Raw genomic sequence first — 25,711 nt, 5'->3', positions numbered from 1 at the left:
AAAATCTGATCTCGCTTATTGACAAGCTTGTCGCGCCAGTCACGGCGCGCACTGCGAACGGCAAGTTACATTTCACCCCCAAGTTATCCACAAATTAGGCCGGTTTTGTTCACTTGCAAACGCCGTTTTTTCTCACTATCTTGTTACCTCACCGACATACAACCCCTATATATAGTGTTTACATACTGAGCAGAGCGACTACACTTCTGCTTAGGGGCACCATACGGACAGGTAAAACACCACATGAACCAAAGTCTGCTTGTAACTAAACGCGATGGCCGTAAAGAGCGCATCAACCTCGACAAAATCCACCGGGTCATCGATTGGGCCGCAGAAGGATTGCACAACGTCTCGGTTTCTCAAGTAGAGTTGCGTTCCCACATTCAGTTTTATGACGGCATCAAAACCGCCGACATTCACGAAACCATCATCAAAGCCGCTGCCGATCTGATCTCCCGCGATGCGCCGGACTATCAGTACCTGGCCGCTCGCCTGGCGATCTTCCACCTGCGTAAAAAGGCTTACGGTCAGTTCGAACCGCCGAAGCTGCACGCTCACGTGACCCGCATGGTCGAGATGGGCAAATACGATAAACATCTGCTGGAAGACTACAGCGCTGAAGAGTTCGAGCAGATGGACTCCTTTATCGATCACTGGCGCGACATGAACTTCTCTTATGCCGCCGTCAAGCAGCTGGAAGGCAAGTATCTGGTGCAGAACCGCGTCAGCGGCGAGATCTACGAAAGCGCCCAGTTCCTGTACATGCTGGTGTCCGCGTGCCTGTTCTCCAACTACCCGCGTGAAACTCGTCTGGACTACGTCAAACGTTTCTACGACGCGATTTCCACCTTCAAGATTTCGCTGCCTACGCCGATCATGTCCGGCGTGCGCACCCCAACCCGCCAGTTCAGCTCCTGCGTGCTGATCGAGTGCGGCGACAGCCTGGACTCCATCAACGCCACCTCCAGCGCCATTGTGAAATACGTTTCGCAACGCGCCGGCATCGGCATCAACGCCGGCCGCATCCGCGCGCTGGGCAGCCCGATCCGTGGCGGTGAAGCCTTCCATACCGGCTGCATCCCGTTCTACAAACACTTCCAGACCGCCGTCAAATCCTGCTCGCAGGGCGGCGTGCGCGGTGGCGCGGCAACGCTGTTCTACCCGATGTGGCACCTGGAAGTGGAAAGCCTGCTGGTGCTGAAAAACAACCGCGGCGTTGAAGGCAACCGCGTGCGCCACATGGACTACGGCGTGCAGTTGAACCGTCTGATGTACCAGCGCCTGATCAAAGGCGAAGACATCACCCTGTTCAGCCCGTCCGACGTGCCGGGGCTGTATGATGCGTTCTTCGCCGATCAGGACGAATTCGAGCGCCTGTACACCCAGTACGAGAAAGACGACAGCATTCGCCAGAAGCGCGTGAAAGCGGTTGAGCTGTTCTCGCTGATGATGCAAGAACGCGCCTCTACCGGCCGTATCTACATCCAGAACGTCGACCACTGCAACACCCACAGCCCGTTCGATCCGCAGATCGCGCCGGTGCGCCAGTCCAACCTGTGTCTGGAAATCGCCCTGCCGACCAAGCCGCTGGAAGACGTCAACGACGAAAACGGCGAGATCGCGCTGTGCACCCTGTCCGCCTTCAACCTGGGCGCGATCGACAGCCTGGACGATCTGGAAGAGCTGGCGACCCTGGCGGTACGTTCGCTGGACGCCCTGCTGGATTATCAGGATTATCCGATCAAGGCCGCGCACCGTGGCGCGATGGGTCGCCGCACCCTGGGCATCGGCGTCATCAACTTCGCCTATTATCTGGCGAAGAACGGCGTGCGCTACTCCGACGGCAGCGCCAACAACCTGACCCACAAAACGTTCGAAGCCATTCAGTACTACCTGCTGAAAGCCTCCAACCGTCTGGCGCAGGAACAAGGCGCTTGCCCGTGGTTCAACGAAACCACTTATTCGCAGGGCATCCTGCCGATCGACACCTACAAGAAAGACCTGGATGCGATCTGCAGCGAGCCGCTGCACTACGACTGGGAAACCCTGCGTAAAGAGATCCAGGAAACCGGCCTGCGCAACTCGACGCTGTCCGCCCTGATGCCGTCGGAAACCTCTTCGCAGATTTCCAATGCCACCAACGGCATCGAGCCGCCGCGCGGTCACATCAGCATCAAGGCGTCGAAAGACGGCATCCTGCGCCAGGTGGTGCCGGAGTATGAGCGTCTGAAAGACAACTACGAGCTGCTGTGGGAAATGCCGAGCAACGACGGCTATCTGCAGCTGGTGGGGCTGATGCAGAAATTCATCGACCAGTCGATTTCGGCCAACACCAACTACGATCCGACCCGCTTCCCGGGCGGCAAGGTGCCGATGAAGCAGCTGTTGAAAGACCTGCTCACCACCTACAAGTTCGGCGTGAAAACGCTGTACTACCAAAACACCCGCGACGGTGCGGAAGACGCCCAGGAAGATTTGCAGCCTGCCAAGGCCGGCGATGACGACTGCGAAAGCGGCGCCTGCAAGATCTAAAGTTTGACCTAGCGGGCCGGAATTTTCCGGCCCCTTCATTTAGCCACGTTACGATGGATTCAGGCTTATGGCTTACACCACTTTTTCTCAGACCAAAAACGACCAGCTGCAAGAGCCGATGTTCTTCGGCCAGTCGGTAAACGTTGCGCGTTTCGACCAGCAAAAGCATGAAATCTTCGAAAAACTGATCGAAAAACAGCTCTCCTTCTTCTGGCGCCCGGAAGAGGTTGACGTTTCCCGCGATCGCATCGATTACCAGGCGCTGCCGGAGCACGAGAAGCACATCTTCATCAGCAACCTGAAGTATCAGACCCTGCTGGACTCCATCCAGGGCCGCAGCCCGAACGTCGCCCTGCTGCCGCTGATCTCGATCCCTGAGCTGGAAACCTGGGTGGAAACCTGGTCGTTCTCCGAGACTATCCACTCCCGTTCCTACACCCACATCATCCGTAACATCGTCAACGATCCGGCGCTGGTGTTCGACGACATCGTCACCAACGAAGAGATCAAGAAGCGCGCGAAAGACATTTCCGGCTACTACGACGATCTGATCGAGATGACCAGCTACTATCACCTGCTGGGTGAAGGCACCCACCAGGTGAACGGTAAAACCGTCACCGTCAATCTGCGTGCGCTGAAGAAGCAGCTGTACCTGTGCCTGATGAGCGTGAATGCGCTGGAAGCGATCCGCTTCTACGTCAGCTTTGCCTGCTCCTTCGCTTTCGCCGAGCGCGAATTGATGGAAGGCAACGCCAAAATCATCAAACTGATCGCCCGCGACGAAGCGCTGCACCTGACCGGCACCCAGCACATGCTGAACCTGATGCGTTCCGGCGCCGACGATCCTGAAATGGCGGAGATCGCCGAGGAATGTCAGCAGCAGTGCTACGATCTGTTCGTGCTGGCCGCCCAGCAGGAGAAAGAGTGGGCGGAATACCTGTTCCGCGACGGCTCGATGATTGGCCTGAACAAAGACATCCTGTGCCAGTATGTGGAGTACATCACCAATATCCGCATGCAGGCGGTCGGCCTCGGTCTGCCGTTCGAAACCCGCTCCAACCCGATCCCGTGGATCAATGCCTGGTTGGTGTCCGACAACGTGCAGGTAGCGCCGCAGGAAGTGGAAGTGAGCTCTTACCTGGTTGGCCAGATCGACTCGGAGATCAACGCCGACGACCTGAGCGACTTCGAACTGTAAGCGATGGCGACGCCAACCGTAACGCTGCGCGCCGCCGGCACGCAGCTCTCTTGCCCTAACAGTGAAAACTGCCTGCTCGACGTGCTGGAACTGCACGACGTGCAGGTGGAGTACCAATGCCGCTCCGGCTATTGCGGCGCCTGCCGCCTGAAGCTGGTGAAAGGCGAAGTGGCCTACCGCCAACAGCCGCTGGCGTTTATCAACGCCGGTGAAATCCTGCCCTGCTGCTGCATGCCGCTGACGGATATCGAGCTGGAAATGTAAAGTCGGGTGCCGGAAACCGCGCCTGGAGACCAGAAGGCGGGGTTGCCCCCGCCCTAGGATTACCGCTTCACCTCACACGCCAACCTGATCAGGATAGTGATATTTTCCTGGTAGATTTTCAACTCGCACAGCGAGTCTCTTATCATCCAGATAAATAACAAAACCGTAATACATACAACGGTTAGCGAGTGAAACACATGCCTTAAGCGCATGCTTGCCTCCTTGCTGTGAAGGGGCTACCATAACGGTGTCTAGACGTTAGGGCAGCCCCATTCTGATTGAGAGTCAGTCTGGGGCTTTCATCTATCCGCCTTGTCACACAATGCCCAAGACGAACAGTCTCAAGCACCCGTCAAGAGAGTAACAGCATTCCCTCACCGCGAATATCCCCTATAAGATTATGATTAATCAGGGATATATAACTATCCTCAAAGTATTTCCCTTAGCGCCCCCTTTCCCGCCGATGTGGAAAAATAACGCGCCGGGGAATCGCCGAAGGCTTTACGAAACATGGCGATAAAATTGCTCGGCGAGGCATACCCCAGCGCCTCCGCAATCTGCAGCACCGTTTCGCCTTCGGCCAGCTTCGCCAACGCATATGACAACCGAGCCTGCTGACGCCACTGGGCAAAACTCAACCCCGTCTCGCCGATCATCAGCCGCCGCAGGGTACGCGGCGACATCGCCCCCCATTCAGCCCACGCCTCCAGTGAACGTTCGCTCCCCGGTTGCGCCAGCAAGGCCTGCAGAACGCCGGCCAGGCGCGGATGGGACGACATCGGTAAATACAGCGGCTCCGTCGGCGCCAGCCGTATCTCGTCACGCATCACCTGCGCCATACGCTCCTGCTCCAGGGTAAGCGCGCTGCGTTTGTCCCAACCTTCCGCACGCTGAGCCAGCGCCTGTAGCACTGCGCTGATGCCGATAACGCAAGGTGTATTCGACAGATCGTGGCAGGCCTCCGGCGCCAGCAGTAAACTCCAGCCGCTCAGCGCGCCGCAAACCTGCACCCGGTGCTCCGTCGCCGGCGGGATCCAACCCGCCCGCTGAGGCGGCAGCACCCAATCGCCCTGCGCCGTGCTTACATGCAGCAAACCGCTTTCAACGCACAGCAACTGCCCGCGCACATGCTGATGCCAGTCGTATTCGCGCGTGCCCAACCGATACTCCCGGCCTGCCGCGTCGCGGCCGCCGAGGGCGATCAGCCAGGGGCCCGTCGACCATTCGCTGCAGTCAGCGTCGAGGGCGTGAAGGTTCGCATTCATATTGGCCACTAATCACTATTTTTAGTCCAGATACCGTTATACCAACCTTTTCCTGCACCGACATAATGAAATGCTTCCGGCCGCGACCGTCTGCGGCCACTGACTCACGAGGGAACATGATGACAACACTCAGCATTGGCATTATCGGCGCCGGGCCCGGCGGCCTGTGTCTGGCTCAGGGACTGCGCCGCTTTGGCATCCATGCCACGGTGTTTGAACGCGACACCACACCGCAAGCACGCGATCAGGGCTACCGGCTGCGCATCGATCCGTCGGGCCAGCAGGCGCTGGCCGCCTGCCTGCCGCCGGCGCACTACCGCTTGCTCTGCGCCGGCAGCGCGCAAAACAGCGGCGAGAGTAATCTATGGGATCCGCAGCTTGCCCCGCTCACCGGCCGGCGCCCCGAGCACTGGTTGCCCTCCAGCCAGCGCCAAACGCAAGAACCGGGCGGCGATCTCGGCATTCATCGCCAAACGCTGCGCGAGATCCTGCTTGCCGGCCTGCAAGACCGGGTGCGTTTCGGCCATACCTTGCGTGAATTTGCACAAACGCCGCAGGGTGTGGAACTTCAGTTCGCCAACGGCGAGCAAGTGCGAGTCGATGTGCTGATCGCCGCCGACGGCGTCAACTCGCTGGTGCGGCGGCGCTGCCTGCCCGAGGCGGGGCCAGAAGACAGCGGTGCGGTCACCCTCTACGGCAAAACGCCGCTCGATGCGGCGACCCGGGCCCAATTGGCCCCTGAGCTGCTGAACGGCGTATCGGTGATCTTCGCCGACGGCGTGTCGCTGGTGGTTGAACCGATGCGCTTTCAGGCCCCCATGGCGCAACTGGCGGCCGACTACGCGCCCGATTGCCGCCTCTCGCCGGTCGACGACTATCTCTATTGGGCCTGTATCGGATCGGCTGAACGTCTCGGCGGAGCCCCGGGACTGGAGGAGAACACCGCGTTGCAGGCGCGCGTACGGCATATCTCGCAAGGATGGGCGCCCGCCTTGCAAACGGCGTTAGCGCTGGCGGATCCCCTATCGCTCAGCGTGCGGACGGTGCAGGTTACGGCGGCGATGCCGGAATGGCACAGCGAACGCATCGCCTTTCTCGGCGACGCCGTGCACGCCATGAGCCCGGCAGGTGGGCTCGGCGCCAACACCGCGCTGGTAGACGCCGCCAGCCTGGCGGCGCATCTGGCGCACTCAGACAGCGCCGCGCAGGCGCTCAGGAACTACGGTACAGAGCTGCAAACGCGAGGCGCGGCGGCAATACGTCTTTCACGCCTGGCGTCCGAACGGCTACAACAAAACAGTGAGGCAGACAACTCAGCGCCATGAGCGTCACTCGATAATTTCCACCACCTCCAGCCAGGCGTTTTTACCGCACGCCTGGCCCCCATTCAACCAACGGCGCAGCATATCCAGCGCCAGCATCGCCACCGACTCCTGCCGCAGCCGCAGCCCGTGGCGCGACGCGCGATAACGCACGGTCTGGCCAATCCCGCCGCGCGGCGTGTGCAGCGCAATGCTCACCTGCTCATCGCGCATGGCGCTGACCGCCAACGCCAACGGCGCGCCGGTCAATTCCGCCAGCGAGCGGGCGCGCGCCAGCGTCGTTTCCAGCGTTTCGATGCAGTGGGCCGGCAGCAGCTCTCCCCCCGCCAGCGGCGCGCCTTCGCTCTGCAGCTGCAGGTTGATCAAGCCGCCGCTGAATTGCTCGCTCAACGCCAGCTTCAGCCCTTGCTGATTCAGGCGCTGCGTCAGCGTCGCCGGCAACCCGACGGTGCCTTCGAAGATGCAGTTGTCCCCCGCTACCTCGCGCACGCGTCGCCAGGCCAGCTCCATCTCCGCGCGCCGGCTTTCCGGCCCGGTCAGCTTCAGCTCAATGATCGGGCTGGACGAGCGGTAACCCAGCACCACGTCCGGCGGCAGTGGCAGGCTGTCCAGTTCGGCGGCCAGATCGCTCTCGGAGGTACCGAACGTCGTCAGACGCAGGCACAGCGGCGGCGCCGGCAAAGTGAAGCGCTGGCGCAGACGCGGCACGATCTGCTGTTCGACCATCACTTTGAATTCCGAAGGCACGCCGGGGGTGAAGAACATCAGGCATTGGTTCAGCTGCAACGCGAAACCGCAGGCGGTGCCCACCGGGTTATCCAGCATTTCCGCATTGGCCGGGATCTGCGCCTGCTTGCGGTTGGAAGGGGCCATCGGCCGCCCGCGCTCGGCGAAATAGGCTTCCATACGCGCCAGCCAGTCGGCCCGTTCAATCAGCTCTACGCCGCAGGCTTTCGCGGCGGCCAGCGCGCTCAAATCGTCGCTGGTCGGCCCCAGGCCGCCGTTGACGATCAGCACATCGGCGATATGGCTGCGTTCCTGCAGGATCTCGATCAAAGCAGAGAGGCTGTCCCCTACCGTTTCCCGCCCACTCATCGGCACGCCCTGCTGGAACAGGTAGTCCGCCAGCCAGGCGGCGTTGGTATCAATAATTTGCCCGTGCAGCACCTCATCGCCGGTGCTGAGCATCTCCACCCTTAACATTGATCTCTCCCACATTTTTTGGTCATTCCACTATAGAAGCCCGTAAATAACTTTTCACTAGCCGCCGTCGGATTATTTCCGCCATCGCGTCGTTCATCATGCGCCATGCCGCCCGCAAGGTTGTAAACTTTAATTTACAATGCGCGTAACGCCGGTTTGACACAAATTAGGGCTTCCACTATCCTGCCATCCTCATAAATCGTTACCTATAATTTTCAAAATCTTTCGGCTGGTAGAGAAAAAACGTGAAGAATCGCACTCTTGGCAGTGTTTTTATCGTGGCGGGTACCACCATTGGCGCCGGGATGCTGGCGATGCCGCTGGCGGCGGCCGGCGTCGGTTTCGGCGTCACGCTGGCCTTACTGGTCGGGCTGTGGCTGTTGATGTGTTACACCGCGCTGTTACTGGTGGAGGTTTACCAGCATGAGCAGGCGGATACCGGTCTGGGCACGCTCGCCAAACGTTATCTCGGCGGCGGCGGCCAGTGGCTGACCAGCTTTAGCATGATGTTCCTGATGTATGCCCTCACCGCCGCCTACATTAGCGGCGCCGGCGAACTGCTCGCCACCAGCATCAGCCAATGGACATCACAGGACTTCCCGGTGTCGCTCGGCGTCCTGCTGTTCACCCTGGTGGCCGGCGGCGTGGTGTGCATCGGCACCCACTCGGTCGACTTGTTCAACCGCATCCTGTTCAGCGCGAAAGTGGTGTTTCTGGTGGTGATGCTCGGCCTGATGTTGCCGAATATCCACCAGACCAATCTGATGACGTTGCCGCTGGAGCAAGGCCTGGCGTTATCGGCCATTCCGGTGATCTTCACCTCATTCGGCTTCCACGGCAGCGTGCCGAGCATCGTCAACTACATGGGCGGCAACATTCGCAAACTGCGTTGGGTGTTCATCATCGGCAGCGCCATCCCGCTGATCGCCTATATCTTCTGGCAGCTGGCGACGTTGGGCAGTATCAGCTCCGACACCTTCGTCGGCATTCTGGCGCAGCAGGCCGGGCTGAATGGCCTGTTGCAGGCGGTGCGTGATGCAGTAGCTTCGCCGCACGTTGAACTGGCGGTGCACCTGTTCGCCGATCTGGCGCTGGCGACCTCGTTCCTCGGCGTTGCGCTTGGGCTGTTCGATTTCCTGGCTGACCTGTTCAAGCGGCAAGATAACGTGCGTGGCCGCCTGCAAACCGGCGCCATCACCTTCCTGCCGCCGCTGGCCTTCGCGCTGTTCTATCCGCGCGGTTTCGTGCTGGCGTTGGGTTTCGCCGCCATCGCCCTGTCGGTGCTGGCGCTGCTGCTGCCTTCGCTGCTGGTGTGGAAAACCCGCCAAGAGCATCAGGCGCAGTATCGCGTCTGGGGCGGCACCCCTGCGCTGGCGCTGGTGTTCGTCTGTGGGGTAACGGTGATCGCCATCCAACTGGGCATCGCCAGCGGCATGCTGCCGGCGGTCGGGTAAGCGACGAAAGACAAAGAATGATAAAGAGAAAGGGGCCGCAATGGCCCCTTTTTGCTGAGCGTCAGAAGCTCAGACCGACACCGACATAAGGGCCATCGGCCAGGGTGTTGTCGCGACGCCCGTCTTTGCCTTCCATCTGCATGTAACGGTAGCCCACGTCCACGCTCAGCGGACGGAACTTCCAGCGCAGGCCGCCGCTGGCTTCGTTATAGGCCTTCACGCCGCTGGTGAAAGACTCAGGGGCAAAGTAACCTTCGCCGTGCAGGCTGAAGTAACGGTTAATTTCCCACTCCAGGCCGCCGCCCAGCGCCACCGCCCCGCCGCTCTTCCCGTCTTTCGGGCTGAGGTACAGCGCTTTGGCGCCCACGGTCGCCGTCAACGGCCCCAGCGGCACGCCGAAGTTCAGGCCCACGCTGCCGACGTTGCCGTCGTGGTCGCTGCGCGCCCAGTTGCCGGTCAGGCCCAGACCTGAAGAGCCGGTGCTCATGCCAACGCCCAGGTTGGTGTAGTGTTGCCCGGCTTCGCCCGACACGCTGATGGCGTTCGCCGCGCCGGTCACAAACAGCAATCCTGCCGCGCACGCGACCCAAGTCTTTTTCATCATCTTTCCCTCTGGTTTGTCATCCGTACCGAATGATCGAATCAACGTAAAATAATAACGTCATGAGTCTATACCAAAGCGCAATGAGTATTTAAGGGATAAAAGCGAAAAAATTCTTCAATAATCAAATAAATGTAAAAATTTGCAAACAAAAATCCATATTCGTCAAGGCGATGCCAACGATAACCGAGACCTATTTGCCGTCGCTCGGCAATAGGGCTACAACTAGTAGTGGCTTTGACCAAGGTCAGGGGAAGAAGCCCCGCCAAAGGACTATGCTGATGAACGCTTAAACCGCCCGAGTCTTTACTTAACTGCACTACGATAAGGAGCAAGTGATGAGCAAGAAAGGACTGACCACCGCAGCCGGCGCCCCGGTTGTCGATAACAATAACGTGATCACCGCGGGCAAACGCGGCCCGATGCTGTTGCAGGACGTGTGGTTCCTGGAAAAACTGGCCCACTTCGACCGCGAGGTCATCCCCGAGCGCCGCATGCACGCCAAAGGATCCGGCGCCTACGGCACCTTTACCGTCACCCATGACATCACCCGCTACACGCGCGCCAAGATCTTCTCCGAAATCGGTAAGCAGACCGACATGTTTATCCGCTTCTCCACCGTCGCCGGTGAGCGCGGCGCGGCCGACGCCGAACGCGACATTCGCGGTTTCGCCATGAAGTTCTATACCGAAGAAGGCAACTGGGATTTGGTGGGCAACGATACGCCGGTGTTCTATCTGCGCGATCCGCTGAAATTCCCCGATCTTAATCACGTGGTGAAACGCGATCCGCATACCAACCTGCGTAATCCGGTGTACAAGTGGGATTTCTTCTCTCACCTGCCGGAATCGCTGCACCAGCTGACCATCGACTTCAGCGATCGCGGCATTCCCAAGTCCTACCGCCACATGCACGGTTTCGGCAGCCACACCTTCAGCTTTATCAATGCCGCCAACGAGCGCTTCTGGGTGAAATTCCACTTCCGCTGCGAACAAGGCATTGAAAACCTGATGGATGAAGAAGCGGAAGCGATCATCGCCAAGGATCGCGAAAGCTCACAGCGCGATTTGTTCGATGCGATCAAACGCGGCGACTTCCCGCGCTGGAAACTGCAGATCCAGATCATGCCGGAACACGAAGCCTCGCAGACGCCGTATAACCCGTTCGATCTGACCAAGGTCTGGCCGCACGGCGACTACCCGCTGATCGACGTCGGCTTTTTCGAGCTGAACCGCAACCCCGACAACTACTTCTCCGAGGTCGAGCAGGTGGCGATGAACCCCGCTAACGTGGTGCCGGGCATCAGTTTCTCGCCGGATAAAATGCTGCAGGGCCGCCTGTTCTCCTATGGCGATGCGCACCGCTACCGCCTGGGCGTCAACCACCACCAAATCCCGGTGAACGGCGCCAAATGCCCGTTCCACAACTATCATCGCGACGGCGCGATGCGCGTGGACGGCAACAGCGGCAACGGCGCAACCTACGAACCGAACAGCTTTGGCCTGTTCCAAGAGCAGCCGGACTTCAGCGAACCGCCGCTGAGCATTGAAGGCGCGGCCGACCACTGGAATCATCGTGAAGACGACGATTACTACAGCCAGCCGCGCGCGCTGTTCAACCTGCTGAGCGCCGAAGAGCACCAGCGCATGTTCACCCGCATCGCCGGCGAACTGTCGCAGGTGCCGGAACACATCCAGCGCCGTCAGGTCGAGCTGTTCACCAAGGTGCACCCGGACTACGGCGCCGGCGTCGCCAAGGCGTTGGGACTGAAATAACCCGCCGTCATCATTCGCTCAGCCGCCCTTTCGGGCGGCTTTTTTATGCCTGACGCAGGCGCTCCGCCACCCACGCCTGCAACCGGCGGCGCGAAATCTTGATGCCGCCGTTTTTCAGCTCGTCAGGCAGCGGAAGCAATGCCGTCGGGCGTTGGAAATTGGCGAGCTTATCCTGCGACCAGGCGAGCAGCGTCGCCAGCGACAGCGACGGATCGCCGTCGATCACCGCCACCGGCCGCTGGCCGAATTCGGCGTCCGCCACCGGCACTACAAACGCCTGTGTGATCTGCGGATGCGCCGCCAGCACGCGTTCGATATCTTCCGGCTGCACCCCTTCGCCGCCGCTGAAAAACAGGTTGTCCAGCCGGCCGAGAATTCGCAGTTCCCCCTCGATCATCGCGCCGCGATCGCGGGTCGGGAACCAGCCCTGCTCATCGGCCAACGGCTGCAGATGGCCATGACGCCAGTAGCCAAGCGCCAGGCTGTCGGCGCGGATCCAGACCTCTTCATCCACCAGTTTTACCTCGCAGCCGCCGAGCGGCAGGCCGACGCCCGCCCGCGCATCGGCACGCTTGGCGCACACCGTGGAGGCCAGTTCGGTCAGCCCGTAGCCGCACCAGCAACGGATCCCCGCCGCCTCCGCCCGTTCGGTCAGTTCCACCGGGATCATCGCGCCGCCGAGCAGCACCGCCTTCAGCGTCATACCCGCCAGCGGTTGCGCCAGCAGCCGCCACAGCTGGGTCGGCACCAACGAGGCATGCGTGCATCCCGCCAACGCCTCGTTCAGCGGGTGCATCTCGCGCACCGCCAACCGGGCGCCCGCCGCCAGCCAGCGCCAGACAATGCCCTGTCCGGAGACGTGAAACAGCGGCAATGACAGCAGCCAGCAATCCTCGCGCTGAAACGCCATCAGCCCCAACACCCCGGCGGCGCTGGCCAGATGGTTGGCATAGCTGTGCGCGGCCGCTTTCGGCATGCCGCTGGAACCGGAGGTCAACGTCAGCGTCGCCAGACGCTGCGCATCCCACGTCGGCAGGTCTGGCCAACGCGGCTCTGTCGACGGCGGGGTCAATCGAATCACGTCTTCCGGCAGCGCCGGCAACGAGTCCGGGCCGAAGACAAAGGTCATATCCAATTCCGGCAACAGCTGCGCCAGCAGCGGCGTCGGCAAGGCGGGATTGAGCGGCAACAGGCGTGCGCCGCACTGCAACAGCGCCAGATAGGCCAGCAGCAGTGGATAGCTGTTTTTACCGCACAGAGCCACGCCGCAGCCCGGTTCAACGCCCTGATGCTGGAAATCCGCCGCCAGCTCATCCACCTGGCTCTGCAACGCCAGCCAGCTCAGCGGTTGTTCGCCGAGCATCAGCGCCGTCGCCTGCGGCTGAGTGCGTGCCCAGTGCCGCCACGGCCAATCGTTCAACGGCGCCATAGGCACTCCAGCGCCGAGACATCCAGCAGCGGCAACGCGCTGCCCGGCCACGGGCGCAGCACCTGCGCCTGCATCAACCCCAGCGTGTCCAGGCCCGGCACGGTATCCGGCGTCAGCCAATGGGCGATGCGCGCCAGTTGAGTCAACCCCAGGCTGGATTCGAGGCTGGAGCTGATCACCGCCGTCAGGCCCGCCGCGTGCGCCTGCGCCACCAGCGTCTGGCAACGCGCCAGGCTGCCGACCAGCGTCGGCTTGATCACGATGGCCGCCACGCCCGGCTCGGCCTGCACCACAAAGTCCGCCTCCCGCACGCTCTCATCCCAGGCGATGGCGATACCGGTCGCCCGGGCGAAGTCGCGCGATTCATCACGGGTCTTGCAGGGCTCTTCCAGGAAGGCGATGCGATCGCGCCACGCCGGGTTAACGTACCTGGCGAAGCCGTCGGCCTTGGCGCGGGTCCAGCTGCGGTTGGCGTCCAGCCGCAGCCGCAGATCCGGCAGCGCCTCCAGCAACACGTTGACGATCATGCCGTCCCGCACCGCCTCATACAGCCCCACCTTCACCTTGGCGACTTTCTCGCCCGGCAAAGCGCTCAATGTCTCGAACAGCTCATCCGGATCGCCGGTGCACAGCGGCGCCTTGCGAAAATCCGCCTGCATCGGCAAACGCTGCTCCAGCTCGGCCTGCGCACAGCTGAGCCCAAAGGCCACCGAGGGCAGCGCGCTGTGCTCCGGTTCGTTGCCCGCCAACCACGCCTGCAGCCAGCCCAACGCGGCCTGTTCGGCCTGCGCCGGCGTTTCCCGGCTGAATTCCGGCAGCGGCGCGATCTCGCCCCAACCTTCACGCTCGCCCTGACGCAGCTGCACCACCCATCCGTCACGCGTTTTCAACCGTTGATTGCGCAGCACCACGCCCGCCTCCATCGGCAGGCTGTAACGGTATAGCGCCGCGCTGCGGTTTGCCCCGCTCATTACGGGTTACGCTTGAATTTGCTGAAGTCCGGTTGGCGCTTCTCGTTGAACGCGTTGCGCCCTTCCTGCCCTTCGTCGGTCATGTAGAACAGCATGGTGGCGTTGCCCGCCAGCTCCTGCAAACCGGCCTGGCCGTCGCAGTCGGCATTCAGCGCCGCCTTCAGGCAGCGCAGCGCCATCGGGCTGTTCTGCAGCATTTCGCGGCACCAGCGCACCGTCTCTTTTTCCAGATCGGCCAGCGGCACGACGGTATTGACCAGGCCCATGTCCAGCGCGGCGGCGGCGTCGTACTGGCGGCACAGGAACCAGATTTCGCGCGCCTTCTTCTGGCCGACGATGCGCGCCATGTAAGACGCGCCCCAGCCGCCGTCGAACGAGCCCACTTTCGGGCCGGTCTGACCGAAGATGGCGTTATCCGCCGCGATGGTCAGATCGCACATCATGTGCAGCACGTGGCCGCCGCCGATCGAATAGCCGGCCACCATCGCCACCACCGGCTTCGGGCAGGTGCGGATCTGGCGCTGGAAGTCCAGCACGTTGAGGTGATGTACGCCGCTGTCGTCGCGATAGCCGCCGTAGTCGCCGCGCACTTTCTGATCGCCGCCGGAGCAGAAGGCCTTATCGCCGGCGCCGGTCAGAATAATGACGCCGATGCCGTCGTCGTAACGGGCGTTGGCCAGCGCGTCGATCATCTCTTTGACCGTTTGCGGACGAAACGCGTTGCGCACCTGCGGCCGGTTGATGGTGATTTTGGCGATGCCGTCGGCGGACTTGTGATACAGAATGTCTTCGAAATCGCCGGTGCAATCCTGCCAGGCGATGGCGGCATACAGGTGTTCTTCATTCGGATAAAGCATGTTCGGTTCCTTTAACCAGGGTTAACGAGAAAGGTCTGCAGCTCGGCGACGAAATCCTGCGGATTGGCCAGATGCGCGTTGTGGCCGGCCTGCGGCACGATGCGCAACGGCAACCCGGCGTCGCGCGCCAGCCGTTGAAATTTGGGGTCGTTCTCACCGCACAGCACCCGCAGCGGCACGGTCAGTTGGCGCAGCTGCGGCGCCAGATAAGGCTGTCTCCCGAGCGAGGTGGCTTCGAGCATGTCGGCAATCGCCGGGCCGCTGTTGACCGAACGCGCGGCGATCAGCGCCTGGCGGTGCACATGGCTAAGCTCTTTGAACACCGGCTGCTGATACCAGTCCGCCAGGACTTCGGCAATCGGCTCACTTCGAAAACGCGCCGCCCATCGCGCATCCTGCTCGCAACGATCGCGGCGCTGTTGTTCGTCCTCAAGCCCCGGGTTGCCGCCCTCGACGATCACGCCTTGCAGGCCGTCATGGCGGCCGTGGCAAGCGTGATACATGGCGATGCGCCCGCCGAGCGAGTAGCCCACCAACCAATAACGTTCAATATTGCGCAGTTGCAGGGTCGCGGCGATTTGCGCGCTGATGTCGTCGAAGCCGCGGCAGCTCACCGCCACGGAATCGCCGTGGCCGGGCAGATCGATGGCCAGCGACGGCCATTCCGGGCAACGCGCGGCGATCACCCGCCATTCATTGTTGTTGCCCAGCAGGCCGTGCAGCCATACCAGCCACGGACGCCCCGCTTCGCCCTGTTGCAAAATTCGCGTCGCCAGCATCATTGCACCGCCATCTGTTGTACCAGGAATTGCAGACTCTCGGCCCCTGCGCTCGGCGACACCTGCAGTTCTATCAGCGTGGCGCCGCCGCGCCGCCAGCCTTGCTCAACCGCCTGTTGCAGTTGGCGCCAGTTTTCCGGCCGCGCGTAGTCAAGCTGGAACATCGCCGCCGCGTGGCTGAACTCGACGTTCTGCGGCATGCAGTAAAAGCGTTGGCGCTCCTCGTCCGGCGTCGGCAACAGCGAGAAAATTTGGCCGCCGTTGTTATTGACGACGATCAGCACCGTCGGCGCCGAACAGTGGCGCAACAACGCCAGCGCATTGAGGTCATACAACGCGGAAAGGTCGCCCACCACCGCCAACGTCGGCCTGGCGGTGGCGCGCTGTACGCCGGCGGCGGTGGAAATCAGACCGTCGATGCCGCTGGCGCCGCGGTTGCTGAATACCGGGTAAGCGACAGGCAGCGTGGTTAACGCGTCGATCAGTCGCACCACCAGGCTGTTGCCGAGAAACAGCTGGCCGTTCTCCGGCAGCAGTTCCGGCAGGCGGTGCGCCAGCTGCGCTTCGCCAAAGTTATCGTGCAGATGCGTGGACGCCGCCGTCAGCGCCTTATCCGCCAAGACCGCCAGCCCGGCGGCCCACGGCGCGCGCGGTTGCGCCGGATGCTGCGCCAACCACTGCGCCACCCCGGCACGCAGACGCCGCCCCCGGTGCTGGGCCGGATCGAGCCGCCCCGGCAGCTCGTCGATGACCCAATACTCTTCCGGCCGACACTGCGCCTGCCACTGCAGCAAGCGTTTACCGGTCAGACTGCCGCCGAACTGCACCACCAGCTGCGCGTCTTGCAACACGCGCTGCGCCTGCGGATGAGCGAGCCATAAATCGGCGCAGGGCAGCGGTTGCCCGGTCTGCGACAGCACATCGCCGATCAGCGGCCAGCCCAGCGTCTCGGCCCAGTCGGCCACCTGTGCGCCCTCTTCCGCGCTCATACGGCCAGCCAGCACCACGCCGCGTTTTTGCCGCCAGAAGAACCAGTCCGGCTGCGGCGACGGCGCCGCACGCGTCTCGCTTTCCTGCAGCCAAGGCCGATCGCTCTGCCACCAGCCGCCCAGCGCGGCGGACCAATCGGCATACTGACGTTCATCGCCGCCGTACAGCGGTTCGGCGAACGGGCAGTTGATATGCAACGCGCCGTGCTGCAGGCGCGCCATCGCGCTGTCGACGCTGGAGGCCAGCCACGCGGCCGGAATATCCGGCGTAGGACGCGGCAGATCGATCGCCAACGTCGGGTGGCTGCTGTAGAGGCCGTTTTGACGGATCGCCTGATTGGCGCCGCAGTCGATCAGTTCCGGCGGCCGATCGGCGGTGAGAAACACCAGCCGCTCACCGGTCAGGCCGGCCTCGATTAAAGCCGGGTAAAGGTTCGCCGCCGCGGTGCCGGACGTGACAATCACCGCTACCGGCTCACGCGCCGCCTTCGCCAGCCCAAGCGCCAAATGGCCAAGCCCGCGTTCATCAAAGTGGGTATGACAGATAAAAGATCGGTTGGCCGCAGCGGCCAGCGTCAACGGCGTGGAGCGCGATCCCGGAGCGATACAAACATGCCGCACCCCATGGCGGGCCAGCGCCTCGAGCAGCACAGCCGCCCACCGGCGATTAAAAACACTTGTCGACATAGTTCGCTCACAAGTCAGTTAGCAGAGATCGTCCCCGGCGCAGCCGACGAACGCCGCGCCTGTAGTTACGCTCTGTATTATATGAGGTGTTATTTTCACGGCTTTTGCGCCAGCGCAAAAACGCCGTATATCCCTGGGTGTTTACACCAGATAATTATTTGATTTAGAACAAAAAATAAACAATAAATACACAAACACTTTACACCTGCGGCGACATGGCCTCAATCCGTCCGCACAAAAAATAGGGGAATAGCGCCCCGCCTGCGGCGGCTAGCGGAAAGTATAGGCGGGATATGGAAGAACTATCGGAGAAACAGCGGGATGAAGCACACAGTCTGCAGAAAAGAACGAGGCGGCTTGCGCCGCCCCCGGCTCGTGATTTATTTGCGGGCCAGCAGCAGCCCCAGCACCAGCCCGACGGTGGCGCCGATGCCCACGCTGTGCCAGGGTTTATCCCGCACATAGTCGTCGGTGCGGTGCACCGCTTCTTTGGCGCGGGCATAGTAGGATTCGCCGGTGTTCACCCAGCGCGCCTTGACCTCACTCAGCGCCTGCTCGGCGTGCGACTTGATGTCGATGTAGGCCTGATCCGCGCGATCGCCGCTGTATTGCAACACTTCTTCCAGCGTTTCGGTCAGCATTCTCAGATCGTCATCCAGCGTAGTTTGCTCAGCATCCGTATGTCTTGCCATCGTGAGATCTCCGTGGTTGAAAAATTAAGCGTTCCTACACTATAGACAACGATCGTCACCTGCGGCCATCGGACTTTTACCCTAAAACACTAATTGCACCTTGGCGGCCTGGCGCTTGTCGCCGGCAAACTCCAGCGCCTGCGCCAGTTGGTCCCCGGCGAACTCCGCCGACAGCAGCGGCAGCGGATCGACCACATCGCCGGCCAGCCAGGCCACCGCCAGCGCGAATTCCTCCACGAAGCGGAAGGAGCCGAGCAGATTCAACTCCTTGGCGATCAACAGCATCAGCGGGAAATCAGGGAAGCTGCCGCCCATCCCGACCTGCACGACGGTGCCCTTGGCGCGCGTGACTTCCAGGCAGCGCTGCAGCGACGTCGGATGCCCTGCTGCCTCGAAAGCAATGTCGAAATAGCCTTTGTGTTGCTGATATACGCTGAAATCGTCGTCTGCGGCATGCAGACAGCGGTCCGCCCCCATCTGGCCGGCGAGCGCCAGACAGCGCGGGCTGAGATCGGCGCAGACGATCTCGGCGGCGCCCAGCGCTTTCAGCGCCGCCACCAGCAAACAACCGATCGGGCCGACGCCGGACACGAAAACCGTTTTACCCTTCACCGCACCGGGCTGTTTCGCCGCGTGGATCGCCACCGCCAGCGGTTCGGCGAATACCATCACCCTGTCGTCGCGATCGGCGGCGTAAGGAATGCACTGCGCACTATCCACCACCTTGTATTGGGTGAAAGCACCGTCGACGTGCGGGAAATACATCGCACTGCCGAAAAAGCGCATTTCAACGCACTGATTGCTTTGCTGCGCCAGACAATATTTGCACTGCCCGCAGGGTTTGCTGGGATTGAGCGCCACCTTCTGCCCGATCGCCAGCTGCGGCGAATCGCTGGCGACCACCTCGCCGATCGCCTCGTGGCCCAGCACCATCGGCTGGCGTACCTGAAAATTGCCGACCTTCCCTTCCTGAAAGTAATGCAGGTCCGAGCCGCAGATGCCGCCGCGGCGGATTTTCACCAGCGTGCCCTGCCCCTGATAATTCACTTCTTGCGCGATCACCGCCACGTCGCGTTTGCCGTTGACCATGCAGGACTGGGTTTGAATTTTCATCTCAACACTCCACGAAAGAGGGATTACACCGCGGCGGACATGCCGCCATCGACAAACAGCAGTTGCCCGTTGACGAAGCTGGAAGCGTCGGCAGCCAGGAACACCGCCGCGCCGATCAGCTCCTGCGGATCCCCCCAACGCGCGGCGGGCGTGCGCTGGGTCAGCCAGGCGGTAAAGGCCGGGTCGTCGGCCAACGCCTGCGTCATCTCGGTTTTGAAATAGCCGGGGGCGATGCCATTGACCTGAATGTTGTAACGCGCCAACTCCACGCACATGCCGCGCGTCAGCATTTTCACCGCCCCTTTGGACGCCGCGTAAGGGGTGATGGTGTCCCGCCCCAGCTCGCTTTGCATCGAGCCGATATTGACTATCTTGCCGCGCCGGCGCGGCACCATGTAACGGGCCACGGTCTGCGACACGATGAAGACCGCCTTCTGGTTGACGGCGATGATGTCGTCCCAGTCTTGCTCCGGGAACTCGGTGAAGGGATGACGGCGCTGGATGCCGGCGTTGTTGATCAACACGTCTATCGCGCCGATGTCCGCTTCGATACGGCCGATGGCGGCATGCACCGCCTGAGAGTCGGTGACGTCGAACGCCGCCGCGTCGGCGCGCAGCCCCTCTTCGCGCAGGCGATCGGCGGCGTGCCGGGCATGTTCTTCGGTGGTGGCGTTGACCAGAATATGCGCGCCTTGCTGCGCCAGGCCGCGCGCCAGCAGAAAACCGATGCCGCGCGAGGCGCCGGTGATCAAGACGGTTTTGTTATCCAGAGAAAACAGGTTGTTCATGGTAATTCCCGGCCTTCAGGCCTCCAATCGGACAGGCCTCTATCTCAGCCGATTGTTACCGGTAAAAACGTGATGGAAATCACTGAAAATAATGTTACGAAACCCTGTTACCCTTAACGTGAACTCACGCAGACAGCGAGAGAACAAAACCAACCTATCAAATTGAAAAATAGCCACTTTCAATAAAATCGCATGCGTTGTTATCACCAAATCGATTTGTTAACATACCGCTATCCACCCTTGCCGCGCCGCCCGTTAAGGCTACCGAATGAAACACCCCCGCGTAACGCTACAGGACATCGCGCAATTGGCCGGCGTGACCAAAATGACCGTCAGCCGTTTTCTGCGCACGCCGGACAAAGTGGCGGCCGACACCGCTGAACGCATTGCGCAGGTCATGCGGGAGCTGAACATCACTGACGCCGATACCGCACAGGCCGGCAGAAAACCGCGCATCGGCGTGTTGATCCCCTCTTTCAATAACCAGATTTTCGCCGATCTGCTGGCCGGCATCGAATCCGTCACCCAGGCGCGGGGTTATCAAACGCTGGTGGTGAACTACGATTACAGCCCGCCGCGGGAAGAAGAGCAGATTGCACAACTGCTGGCTTATCCAATCGCCGGGCTAATCCTCACCGATTCGGCGCACACCTTACGCGCGGAGACCTATCTCGCCGCCGCGAAAATTCCCATCGCGCAGGTGATGGATCTCGACGCGCCGCCGGGGCGGATCGCGGTGGGATTTGACAATGAACAGGCGGGGTATGACATGACCGCCGCGCTGCTGGCCAGCGGCAAACGCCATATCGTTTACTTTGGCGCCATGTCCGACGCCCGCGACACTAAACGTTACCAGGGTTACTGCCGCGCCATGGCGGCTCAGGGGCAAACGCCGCGCCAGATCACGCCGCATCGGGTCTCATCGGTTTCGATCGGCGCCGACATGCTGGCAATGGCGCGCGAACGCTACCCGCAGTTGGACGGTATCCTGTGCACCAACGACGATTTGGCGGTAGGCGTGTTGCAGGCCTGCCTGCGTCTCGGCGTGCGCGTGCCGCAGGAGGTTGCGCTATCGGGTTTTCACGGTCTGGATATCGGCCAAGCAACCACGCCGGGCATCGCCAGCGTGATCACGCCGCGCTTTGAGATGGGTAAGGCCGCCAGTGAACTGTTGCTGCAGCGGATCGCGGGCGAGCCCAGCGCCGAGCGTCTCGATCTGCACTACCGCCTCTCACTCGGCGGCACCGTTTGAGCCGGTATGCCGGCTGACCGGCTGTGCAGCGCGGGCTTTTTCGCTGCGCGCCGCCCACCACAGCCCGCTGTTTTTCATCGCATAGCCGAATAGCAGGCCCACCAGCAAAGAGAGCGTCACCAGCGGCCAGTCGCCGCCGCCGGCGAAGGTCGCACAGGCGCCGATAAAGGTGCCGGGCACGAACCCCAGCCATTGCTGTTTGGCCTGTATGCACATCAAGAACGCCACGGCGCCGGTCAGCAGATACCCCAGCAAATTCCATTGCGGCGCCAGTTCACTGCCGTGGATGATGACCATTGCCCAGAAAACGCCGCTGCAGCAGGTCAACGCGCCGATCAACAGCCCTTTCAGGCCGCCCTGCGGGCAGGCAAAATAGGCCGTGCAGCCGAGAAAACCGGCCCAACCGATCAGGCCCAGACTGACGGCAACCCATCCCCAAACGCCGGACAGGATCCCGGTGGTGACGGCAATGGCGAAAAGAACGTTCATAAAGTGACCTGCAGCAAAAAGAAAGCGCGCAGTTTACCCGAAAACAGGCCAATTTATGCGATACAAATCACACCATAAATGTAATTAAAGAATCATTAATTATAAAAAATAGATATTCATCACAAAATAATTAGCAAGGGAACCCCACCCGGGACGTTTTCCATGCCAGCAACAGGCACACTGCGCTGCTGCTCAAGAACAGCAAATGGGTCGCCTGCTGCAGATCGACGCGATCGACCACCACGCCCAGCAAGATCGGCACCCAGTTGGCGATATAAGCGATAACGTAAAACAGAGAAAGCAAACGCGCATGGCTGGTCGGCGGCGAAATCAAGTTCACCAGGGTCGCGCTGCCGACGAAAATGGCGCCGTAAGCATAGCCGGCCACCACCAGCCCCACCGCCGCCAGCCCCACAGAATGACACTGGATCGCCATGGCGAACACCACTGCCGCCAGCACCTGCGCCAGGCAACCGAACAACAGCGAATGGCGGGCGTTAACGCGGCGGCTCAGGATCTGGCTGATGCCGGCGATCAGCAGATACACCGCAATCGCATAGCCAAAGACGCCACGCTGGTGCATGCCTAACAGCGTTTCCGCCACACCGGGACCGATTGCCAAAATACTGGCGGCCAGCGCCCAACAGACAAACAGCGCTCCGGCGCACACAAAGAATTTACCGCCGGTAGCGCGCAGGCCATCGAGCAGCGTGCTTTTTTCCTGTTCGGCCGGCGCTGCGCGGGCCGGCGACGCAACCTGGCCACGCGGCCACAGCAGCATGACGCCCAACGCCGCCATGGCGGCAATGGCCATGATGAAAACGAACGGCAGCGTCGTAGGATGAAAACCGGTCTGCAAAGCGATGCCGCTGAAGATCGGCCCCAGCGCTAATCCGGTGGTGAATGACAGCGTTGCGATTAACGCCGCGCTTTTACCGCCGTCGCGCGGCCCAAACCGCACCAACGCGATGTTCGCCGCGCCGGTCAGCGCCCCGGTGCCTACCCCGGCCAGCAGCCGCGCCATCAGCATCATGGCAAAGGTATCAGCCAGCGCGAACAGCAGCGCGCCGCTCAACACCACCAGCAACGCCGGCACGATCATGCTGCGTAAATCCTTTACTTTGCCGGCCAGATTGCCGACGCCGAACAAAGAGATCAGCACGCCGGCGGCATAGGCGCCGTAGATGACGGTCAGACTGACCGAGCTTAGCGCAAGCTGCTGCTGATACAGCGGATAAAGCGGCGTCGGCGCGCTGCTGTTCAGCAATGCCGACATCAAAGCCAGCGCCAGGAACAGTAAAATGGCCGTGCGCGACGCCTGTGCGTTTGCTGGCGCCGCGTCCTGGATGGCGGTATTTTCTGACATGCTTCCACTCCCAAAGTCGGCAGGCGGCGGCCTGCCATCGTCGTCTTTCCTCACCCGGCCTACCGGGAACGGCGCTTATCATAGCGTTACGGCGACGGGCGAAGTATCGTCAAGAATGAATCACCCTGATGCATTCTTGCATCACCGGAGAAATAACCGCCGATGTGCGTGCCGTTGACCGTCTTTCTCTCCCTCCAGGCGGAACAACGCTTTATGATAGATACCGTTATCGTTCGCCCGGCCCGCACTGCTCCCCTGGCGCCGACAAATCTGCAGAGAGGAAATGGCATGATGAATTGGGATGACGCGCGCTTCTTTCTGGCCGTCGCGCGCTGCGGCACGTTACGTAAAGCCGCCAACCAGCTGCAGGTTGATCAGGCGACAGTCGGCCGACGTCTCACCGCCCTGGAAAACTCGCTGGGTTCGAAATTGTTTATCCGCACGCCAAAATCCTTCTCCCTCAGCCCGCTGGGCGAATCCATGCTGGCGGACATGATGAAGATGGAAAATGCCGTGCAGGCGATCGCTCGCAAAGCCGCCGGCGGCGACGAAAGTCTGTGCGGCAACGTGCGCATCGCCACCACCGATACCCTGGCCGAAGCCTTCGTGATACCGGCGCTGCAAGATCTGCGGCAACGCTATCCGGCCATCACCGTCACGCTGTTGACGGCGCTGAACATCACCGATATCGCTTACCACAGCGCGGATCTGGCGATCCGCGGCGCGCGCCCCGATGACGATGAGCTGATCATCAAACGCTTAGCCACTATCGAAATGGGCCTGTACGCCAGCCCGCACTATCTGGCGCAACGCGGCATGCCGGTCAAAGGCGAGCAGCTGCGCGGCCACGATCTGCTGATGTTCCCGCGCGAACTGGTGCCGCGCCACTGGAGCAATTTCGGCGGCGAGACCCTGTTCGAGCCCAACGCCGTGCTGCAATGCAATTCGCAGCTGTTGTTACGTTCGGCCACCCGCAGCGGGCTGGGCATCGGGCTGCTCTTGTCGTGCCTGGCCGACCACGACCCGGAACTGGTGCGCCTCTTTCCCGAGAGCAAAGACTGGGTGGATATCTGGCTGGTGCTGCACCCCGATTTGCAACGCGCCGCTCGCGTGCGCGCGGTGGTGCAGGCGCTGGAAACGTCGTTTAGCGCCCATTACGACTGAGTGCCGTTTCTCCATAAAAAAAGGCCGCCGAAGCGACCTTTTTACCGTCTGAAGCGTTATCAGAACGTCGGCTGCGCCATCTGCACCAGCGAAATCAGCGGCTGAGGATAAACCCCCAACAGCAGCACCAGCGCGGCTGAGATCAGCACCACGACGCCACCGGCGGTCAACGCCCAGTTGTTCGGGGTGTCGCGCTGCAGCGATTCCGGCGCGCTGAGGAACAGACTGACGGTCACGCGCAGGTAGTAGTACAGGCCGATGGCGCTGCCTACCACGACTGCGCCGGTCAGCCACCACAGGTGCGCGCTGACGCCCATCGCGATCACGAAGAACTTACCGATAAAGCCCAGCGTCATCGGGATACCGGCCAGCGACAGCATCATCACCGTCATTACCGCGGACAAGATTGGCTTGTGCCAGAACAGACCACGGTAAGAGAACAGCGAATCCGCATCCGGGCCGCGGTATGGGCTGGACATCAGGCTGACCACGCCGAAGGCGCCCAGGCTGCTGAACAGGTAACCGGCCAGATAAACGCCGGCGGTTTCCAGCGACAGCTGATGGGTTTGCACCGCAATCAGCGCCACCAGCAGGTAGCCCAGATGAGCGATCGACGAGTAGCCCAGCAGACGCTTGATGTTGGTCTGGCTGATGGCCATCAGGTTACCGAACAAGATGGAGCAGAACGCGATGATCGACAATACCATGCGCAGCGCTTCGTTGTCGGCGGCCGGGGCATACAGGAACAGACGCATCACGACCGCAAAGATCGCGATCTTGCTGGCGGTCGCCAGGAAGGTCGAGACCGGCGCAGGCGCGCCCTGATAAACGTCCGGCGTCCACAGTTGGAACGGCACCAGCGACAGCTTGAAGCCCAGACCGACGATCATCATGCCCATGCCGGCCAGAATCAGCGGCTGGTGCATCATGTTTTCCTGCAGGCTCTTGCCGAGGCCGGCCAGCGACAGATCGCCGGATTCGGCGTACAGCAGCGCCATACCGAACAGCAGGAACGACGACGCGGCGGCGGACAGCAGCATGTACTTGATGGCGGCTTCCAGCGGGCGCTTCTGGCGGTAGGCATAGCCCACCAGGCCGAACAGCGGCAGCGAGATCAGCTCGATACCGATGAACAGCGAAGCCAGATGGTTGGCGCTCGCCAGCAGGATGCCGCCCATGGCGGCGATCAGCACCAGCAGGTAGAACTCTTCGCGGTTATCCGGATAGCCGACCAGCCACGGATACGCGAAGGTGCAGGTCGCCAGACTCGCCAGCAGCACCAGCCCAGTGTAGAACATCGAGTAGCCGTCAACCCGCAGCAGCGGGGTGACGTCCATTGGGCCTGCCTGGCCGACAAAGTACAGCGAAAGCAGCGCCAGGTTGAGACCGATCACGGTCAGGGTGGCGTTGATAAAGTGGTCGCGTCGCCACGCAATGCCTAGCATCACAACCACCACCGTCAATCCGACGATCAACAGCGGCAGCAGTGCGATCAGTTGTTGAGGAGTTATTGTCATGGCG

At 61.5% G+C, this 25,711-nt stretch carries 23 protein-coding genes; 8 read left to right on the top strand and 15 right to left on the bottom strand.

What is annotated here, in order from left to right; all coding sequences use genetic code 11:
- Positions 1–243 precede the first annotated feature (243 nt).
- The 3 genes from nrdA (at position 244) to yfaE (ending at position 3,994) form a co-directional block, all read left to right on the top strand.
- Entirely contained in the window at positions 244–2,532 is a 2,289-nt protein-coding gene (gene nrdA / locus ACJ8PE_RS01065) for a class 1a ribonucleoside-diphosphate reductase subunit alpha (protein ID WP_033632525.1), read from the top strand.
- Between the two features lie 67 nt (positions 2,533–2,599).
- A complete protein-coding gene (gene nrdB / locus ACJ8PE_RS01060; protein ID WP_019453694.1) occupies positions 2,600–3,730 on the top strand; it encodes a class Ia ribonucleoside-diphosphate reductase subunit beta in 1,131 nt (376 codons plus the stop codon).
- A gap of 3 nt (positions 3,731–3,733) precedes the next feature.
- Positions 3,734–3,994: a class I ribonucleotide reductase maintenance protein YfaE gene (gene yfaE, locus ACJ8PE_RS01055; protein ID WP_015378558.1), complete on the top strand. Its 261-nt coding sequence runs from the start codon at positions 3,734–3,736 to the stop codon at positions 3,992–3,994.
- 59 nt (positions 3,995–4,053) lie between these two features.
- On the opposite strand, the gene ACJ8PE_RS01050 is transcribed toward yfaE, so the two are convergent.
- Together ACJ8PE_RS01050 and ACJ8PE_RS01045 are read right to left on the bottom strand one after the other, a co-directional pair.
- Positions 4,054–4,206: a Hok/Gef family protein gene (locus ACJ8PE_RS01050; protein ID WP_004935921.1), complete on the bottom strand. Its 153-nt coding sequence runs from the start codon at positions 4,204–4,206 to the stop codon at positions 4,054–4,056.
- A 216-nt stretch (positions 4,207–4,422) separates the two neighbouring features.
- Positions 4,423–5,259, bottom strand: coding sequence for an AraC family transcriptional regulator (locus ACJ8PE_RS01045; RefSeq protein WP_404768833.1), 837 nt, complete (start codon positions 5,257–5,259; stop codon positions 4,423–4,425).
- Positions 5,260–5,375: 116 nt separating this feature from the next.
- Here ACJ8PE_RS01045 and ACJ8PE_RS01040 point away from each other — a divergent pair, with 116 nt between their 5' ends.
- The gene (locus ACJ8PE_RS01040; RefSeq protein ID WP_442536694.1) at positions 5,376–6,584 is read left to right on the top strand and encodes an FAD-dependent oxidoreductase; all 1,209 of its coding nucleotides are present in this window, start codon (positions 5,376–5,378) and stop codon (positions 6,582–6,584) included.
- Positions 6,585–6,587: 3 nt separating this feature from the next.
- Here ACJ8PE_RS01040 and ACJ8PE_RS01035 read toward each other — a convergent pair whose 3' ends face one another.
- The gene (locus ACJ8PE_RS01035) at positions 6,588–7,784 is read right to left on the bottom strand and encodes a nicotinamide mononucleotide deamidase-related protein YfaY (protein ID WP_033651929.1); all 1,197 of its coding nucleotides are present in this window, start codon (positions 7,782–7,784) and stop codon (positions 6,588–6,590) included.
- Positions 7,785–8,029: 245 nt separating this feature from the next.
- Between ACJ8PE_RS01035 and tyrP the strand changes: the two genes are divergently transcribed.
- Positions 8,030–9,238, top strand: coding sequence for a tyrosine transporter TyrP (tyrP, locus tag ACJ8PE_RS01030; protein WP_099784638.1), 1,209 nt, complete (start codon positions 8,030–8,032; stop codon positions 9,236–9,238).
- Between the two features lie 61 nt (positions 9,239–9,299).
- On the opposite strand, the gene ACJ8PE_RS01025 is transcribed toward tyrP, so the two are convergent.
- Positions 9,300–9,839, bottom strand: coding sequence for a YfaZ family outer membrane protein (locus tag ACJ8PE_RS01025; protein WP_033643844.1), 540 nt, complete (start codon positions 9,837–9,839; stop codon positions 9,300–9,302).
- A gap of 338 nt (positions 9,840–10,177) precedes the next feature.
- On the opposite strand from ACJ8PE_RS01025, the gene katA reads away from it, so the two are divergent.
- A complete protein-coding gene (gene katA / locus ACJ8PE_RS01020; RefSeq protein WP_033651930.1) occupies positions 10,178–11,614 on the top strand; it encodes a catalase KatA in 1,437 nt (478 codons plus the stop codon).
- 43 nt (positions 11,615–11,657) lie between these two features.
- Here katA and menE read toward each other — a convergent pair whose 3' ends face one another.
- The 8 genes from menE to idnO all read right to left on the bottom strand — a co-directional run bounded on the left by menE (position 11,658) and on the right by idnO (position 19,919).
- Positions 11,658–13,043 (bottom strand): o-succinylbenzoate--CoA ligase, encoded by a 1,386-nt coding sequence (gene menE, locus ACJ8PE_RS01015; protein WP_197760923.1) that lies wholly within the window; start codon positions 13,041–13,043, stop codon positions 11,658–11,660.
- Positions 13,031–14,014 (bottom strand): o-succinylbenzoate synthase, encoded by a 984-nt coding sequence (gene menC, locus ACJ8PE_RS01010; protein WP_033651932.1) that lies wholly within the window; start codon positions 14,012–14,014, stop codon positions 13,031–13,033. Before menC ends, menE begins: the two co-directional genes overlap by 13 nt.
- On the bottom strand, positions 14,014–14,871 hold the full coding sequence (menB, locus tag ACJ8PE_RS01005) for a 1,4-dihydroxy-2-naphthoyl-CoA synthase (protein WP_033639797.1): 858 nt from the start codon (positions 14,869–14,871) through the stop codon (positions 14,014–14,016). The genes menC and menB overlap by 1 nt, the downstream gene beginning before the upstream one ends.
- 11 nt (positions 14,872–14,882) lie before the next feature.
- Positions 14,883–15,653, bottom strand: coding sequence for a 2-succinyl-6-hydroxy-2,4-cyclohexadiene-1-carboxylate synthase (gene menH, locus ACJ8PE_RS01000; RefSeq protein ID WP_033643848.1), 771 nt, complete (start codon positions 15,651–15,653; stop codon positions 14,883–14,885).
- The gene (gene menD, locus ACJ8PE_RS00995) at positions 15,650–17,326 is read right to left on the bottom strand and encodes a 2-succinyl-5-enolpyruvyl-6-hydroxy-3-cyclohexene-1-carboxylic-acid synthase (RefSeq protein ID WP_197792601.1); all 1,677 of its coding nucleotides are present in this window, start codon (positions 17,324–17,326) and stop codon (positions 15,650–15,652) included. Before menD ends, menH begins: the two co-directional genes overlap by 4 nt.
- Positions 17,327–17,706: 380 nt before the next feature.
- Positions 17,707–18,018 carry a stress response protein ElaB gene (elaB, locus tag ACJ8PE_RS00990; RefSeq protein ID WP_033643850.1) on the bottom strand — a complete coding sequence of 104 codons (312 nt, stop codon included), beginning with the start codon at positions 18,016–18,018 and terminating at the stop codon, positions 17,707–17,709.
- An 81-nt stretch (positions 18,019–18,099) separates the two neighbouring features.
- Positions 18,100–19,131: an L-idonate 5-dehydrogenase gene (gene idnD, locus ACJ8PE_RS00985; protein WP_033643851.1), complete on the bottom strand. Its 1,032-nt coding sequence runs from the start codon at positions 19,129–19,131 to the stop codon at positions 18,100–18,102.
- A 23-nt stretch (positions 19,132–19,154) separates the two neighbouring features.
- A complete protein-coding gene (idnO, locus tag ACJ8PE_RS00980) occupies positions 19,155–19,919 on the bottom strand; it encodes a gluconate 5-dehydrogenase (protein WP_099784650.1) in 765 nt (254 codons plus the stop codon).
- A 268-nt stretch (positions 19,920–20,187) separates the two neighbouring features.
- Here idnO and ACJ8PE_RS00975 point away from each other — a divergent pair, with 268 nt between their 5' ends.
- Positions 20,188–21,171, top strand: a complete 984-nt coding sequence (locus ACJ8PE_RS00975) for a LacI family DNA-binding transcriptional regulator (RefSeq protein ID WP_273873606.1) — start codon at positions 20,188–20,190, stop codon at positions 21,169–21,171.
- On the opposite strand, the gene ACJ8PE_RS00970 is transcribed toward ACJ8PE_RS00975, so the two are convergent.
- Entirely contained in the window at positions 21,151–21,660 is a 510-nt protein-coding gene (locus ACJ8PE_RS00970; protein WP_197760942.1) for a DUF1097 domain-containing protein, read from the bottom strand. The two genes, ACJ8PE_RS00975 and ACJ8PE_RS00970, sit on opposite strands and share 21 nt — an antisense overlap.
- Positions 21,661–21,790: 130 nt before the next feature.
- On the bottom strand, positions 21,791–23,026 hold the full coding sequence (locus ACJ8PE_RS00965) for an MFS transporter (RefSeq protein WP_197760944.1): 1,236 nt from the start codon (positions 23,024–23,026) through the stop codon (positions 21,791–21,793).
- A gap of 288 nt (positions 23,027–23,314) precedes the next feature.
- Between ACJ8PE_RS00965 and ACJ8PE_RS00960 the strand changes: the two genes are divergently transcribed.
- Positions 23,315–24,190, top strand: a complete 876-nt coding sequence (locus ACJ8PE_RS00960) for a LysR family transcriptional regulator (RefSeq protein WP_047574272.1) — start codon at positions 23,315–23,317, stop codon at positions 24,188–24,190.
- Positions 24,191–24,249: 59 nt separating this feature from the next.
- Here the strand turns inward: ACJ8PE_RS00960 and nuoN are convergent, their stop codons facing one another.
- Positions 24,250–25,707 (bottom strand): NADH-quinone oxidoreductase subunit NuoN, encoded by a 1,458-nt coding sequence (gene nuoN / locus ACJ8PE_RS00955; protein WP_033635324.1) that lies wholly within the window; start codon positions 25,705–25,707, stop codon positions 24,250–24,252.
- Between the last annotated feature and the right edge of the window lie 4 nt (positions 25,708–25,711).

The sequence above is a fragment of the Serratia sp. CY74737 genome (genome assembly GCF_052166775.1).
GTDB classification, from domain to species: domain Bacteria; phylum Pseudomonadota; class Gammaproteobacteria; order Enterobacterales; family Enterobacteriaceae; genus Serratia; species Serratia ureilytica.
The sequence above is the reverse complement of the archived record's forward strand: the minus strand, read 5'-3'. Positions and strand labels throughout refer to the sequence as shown.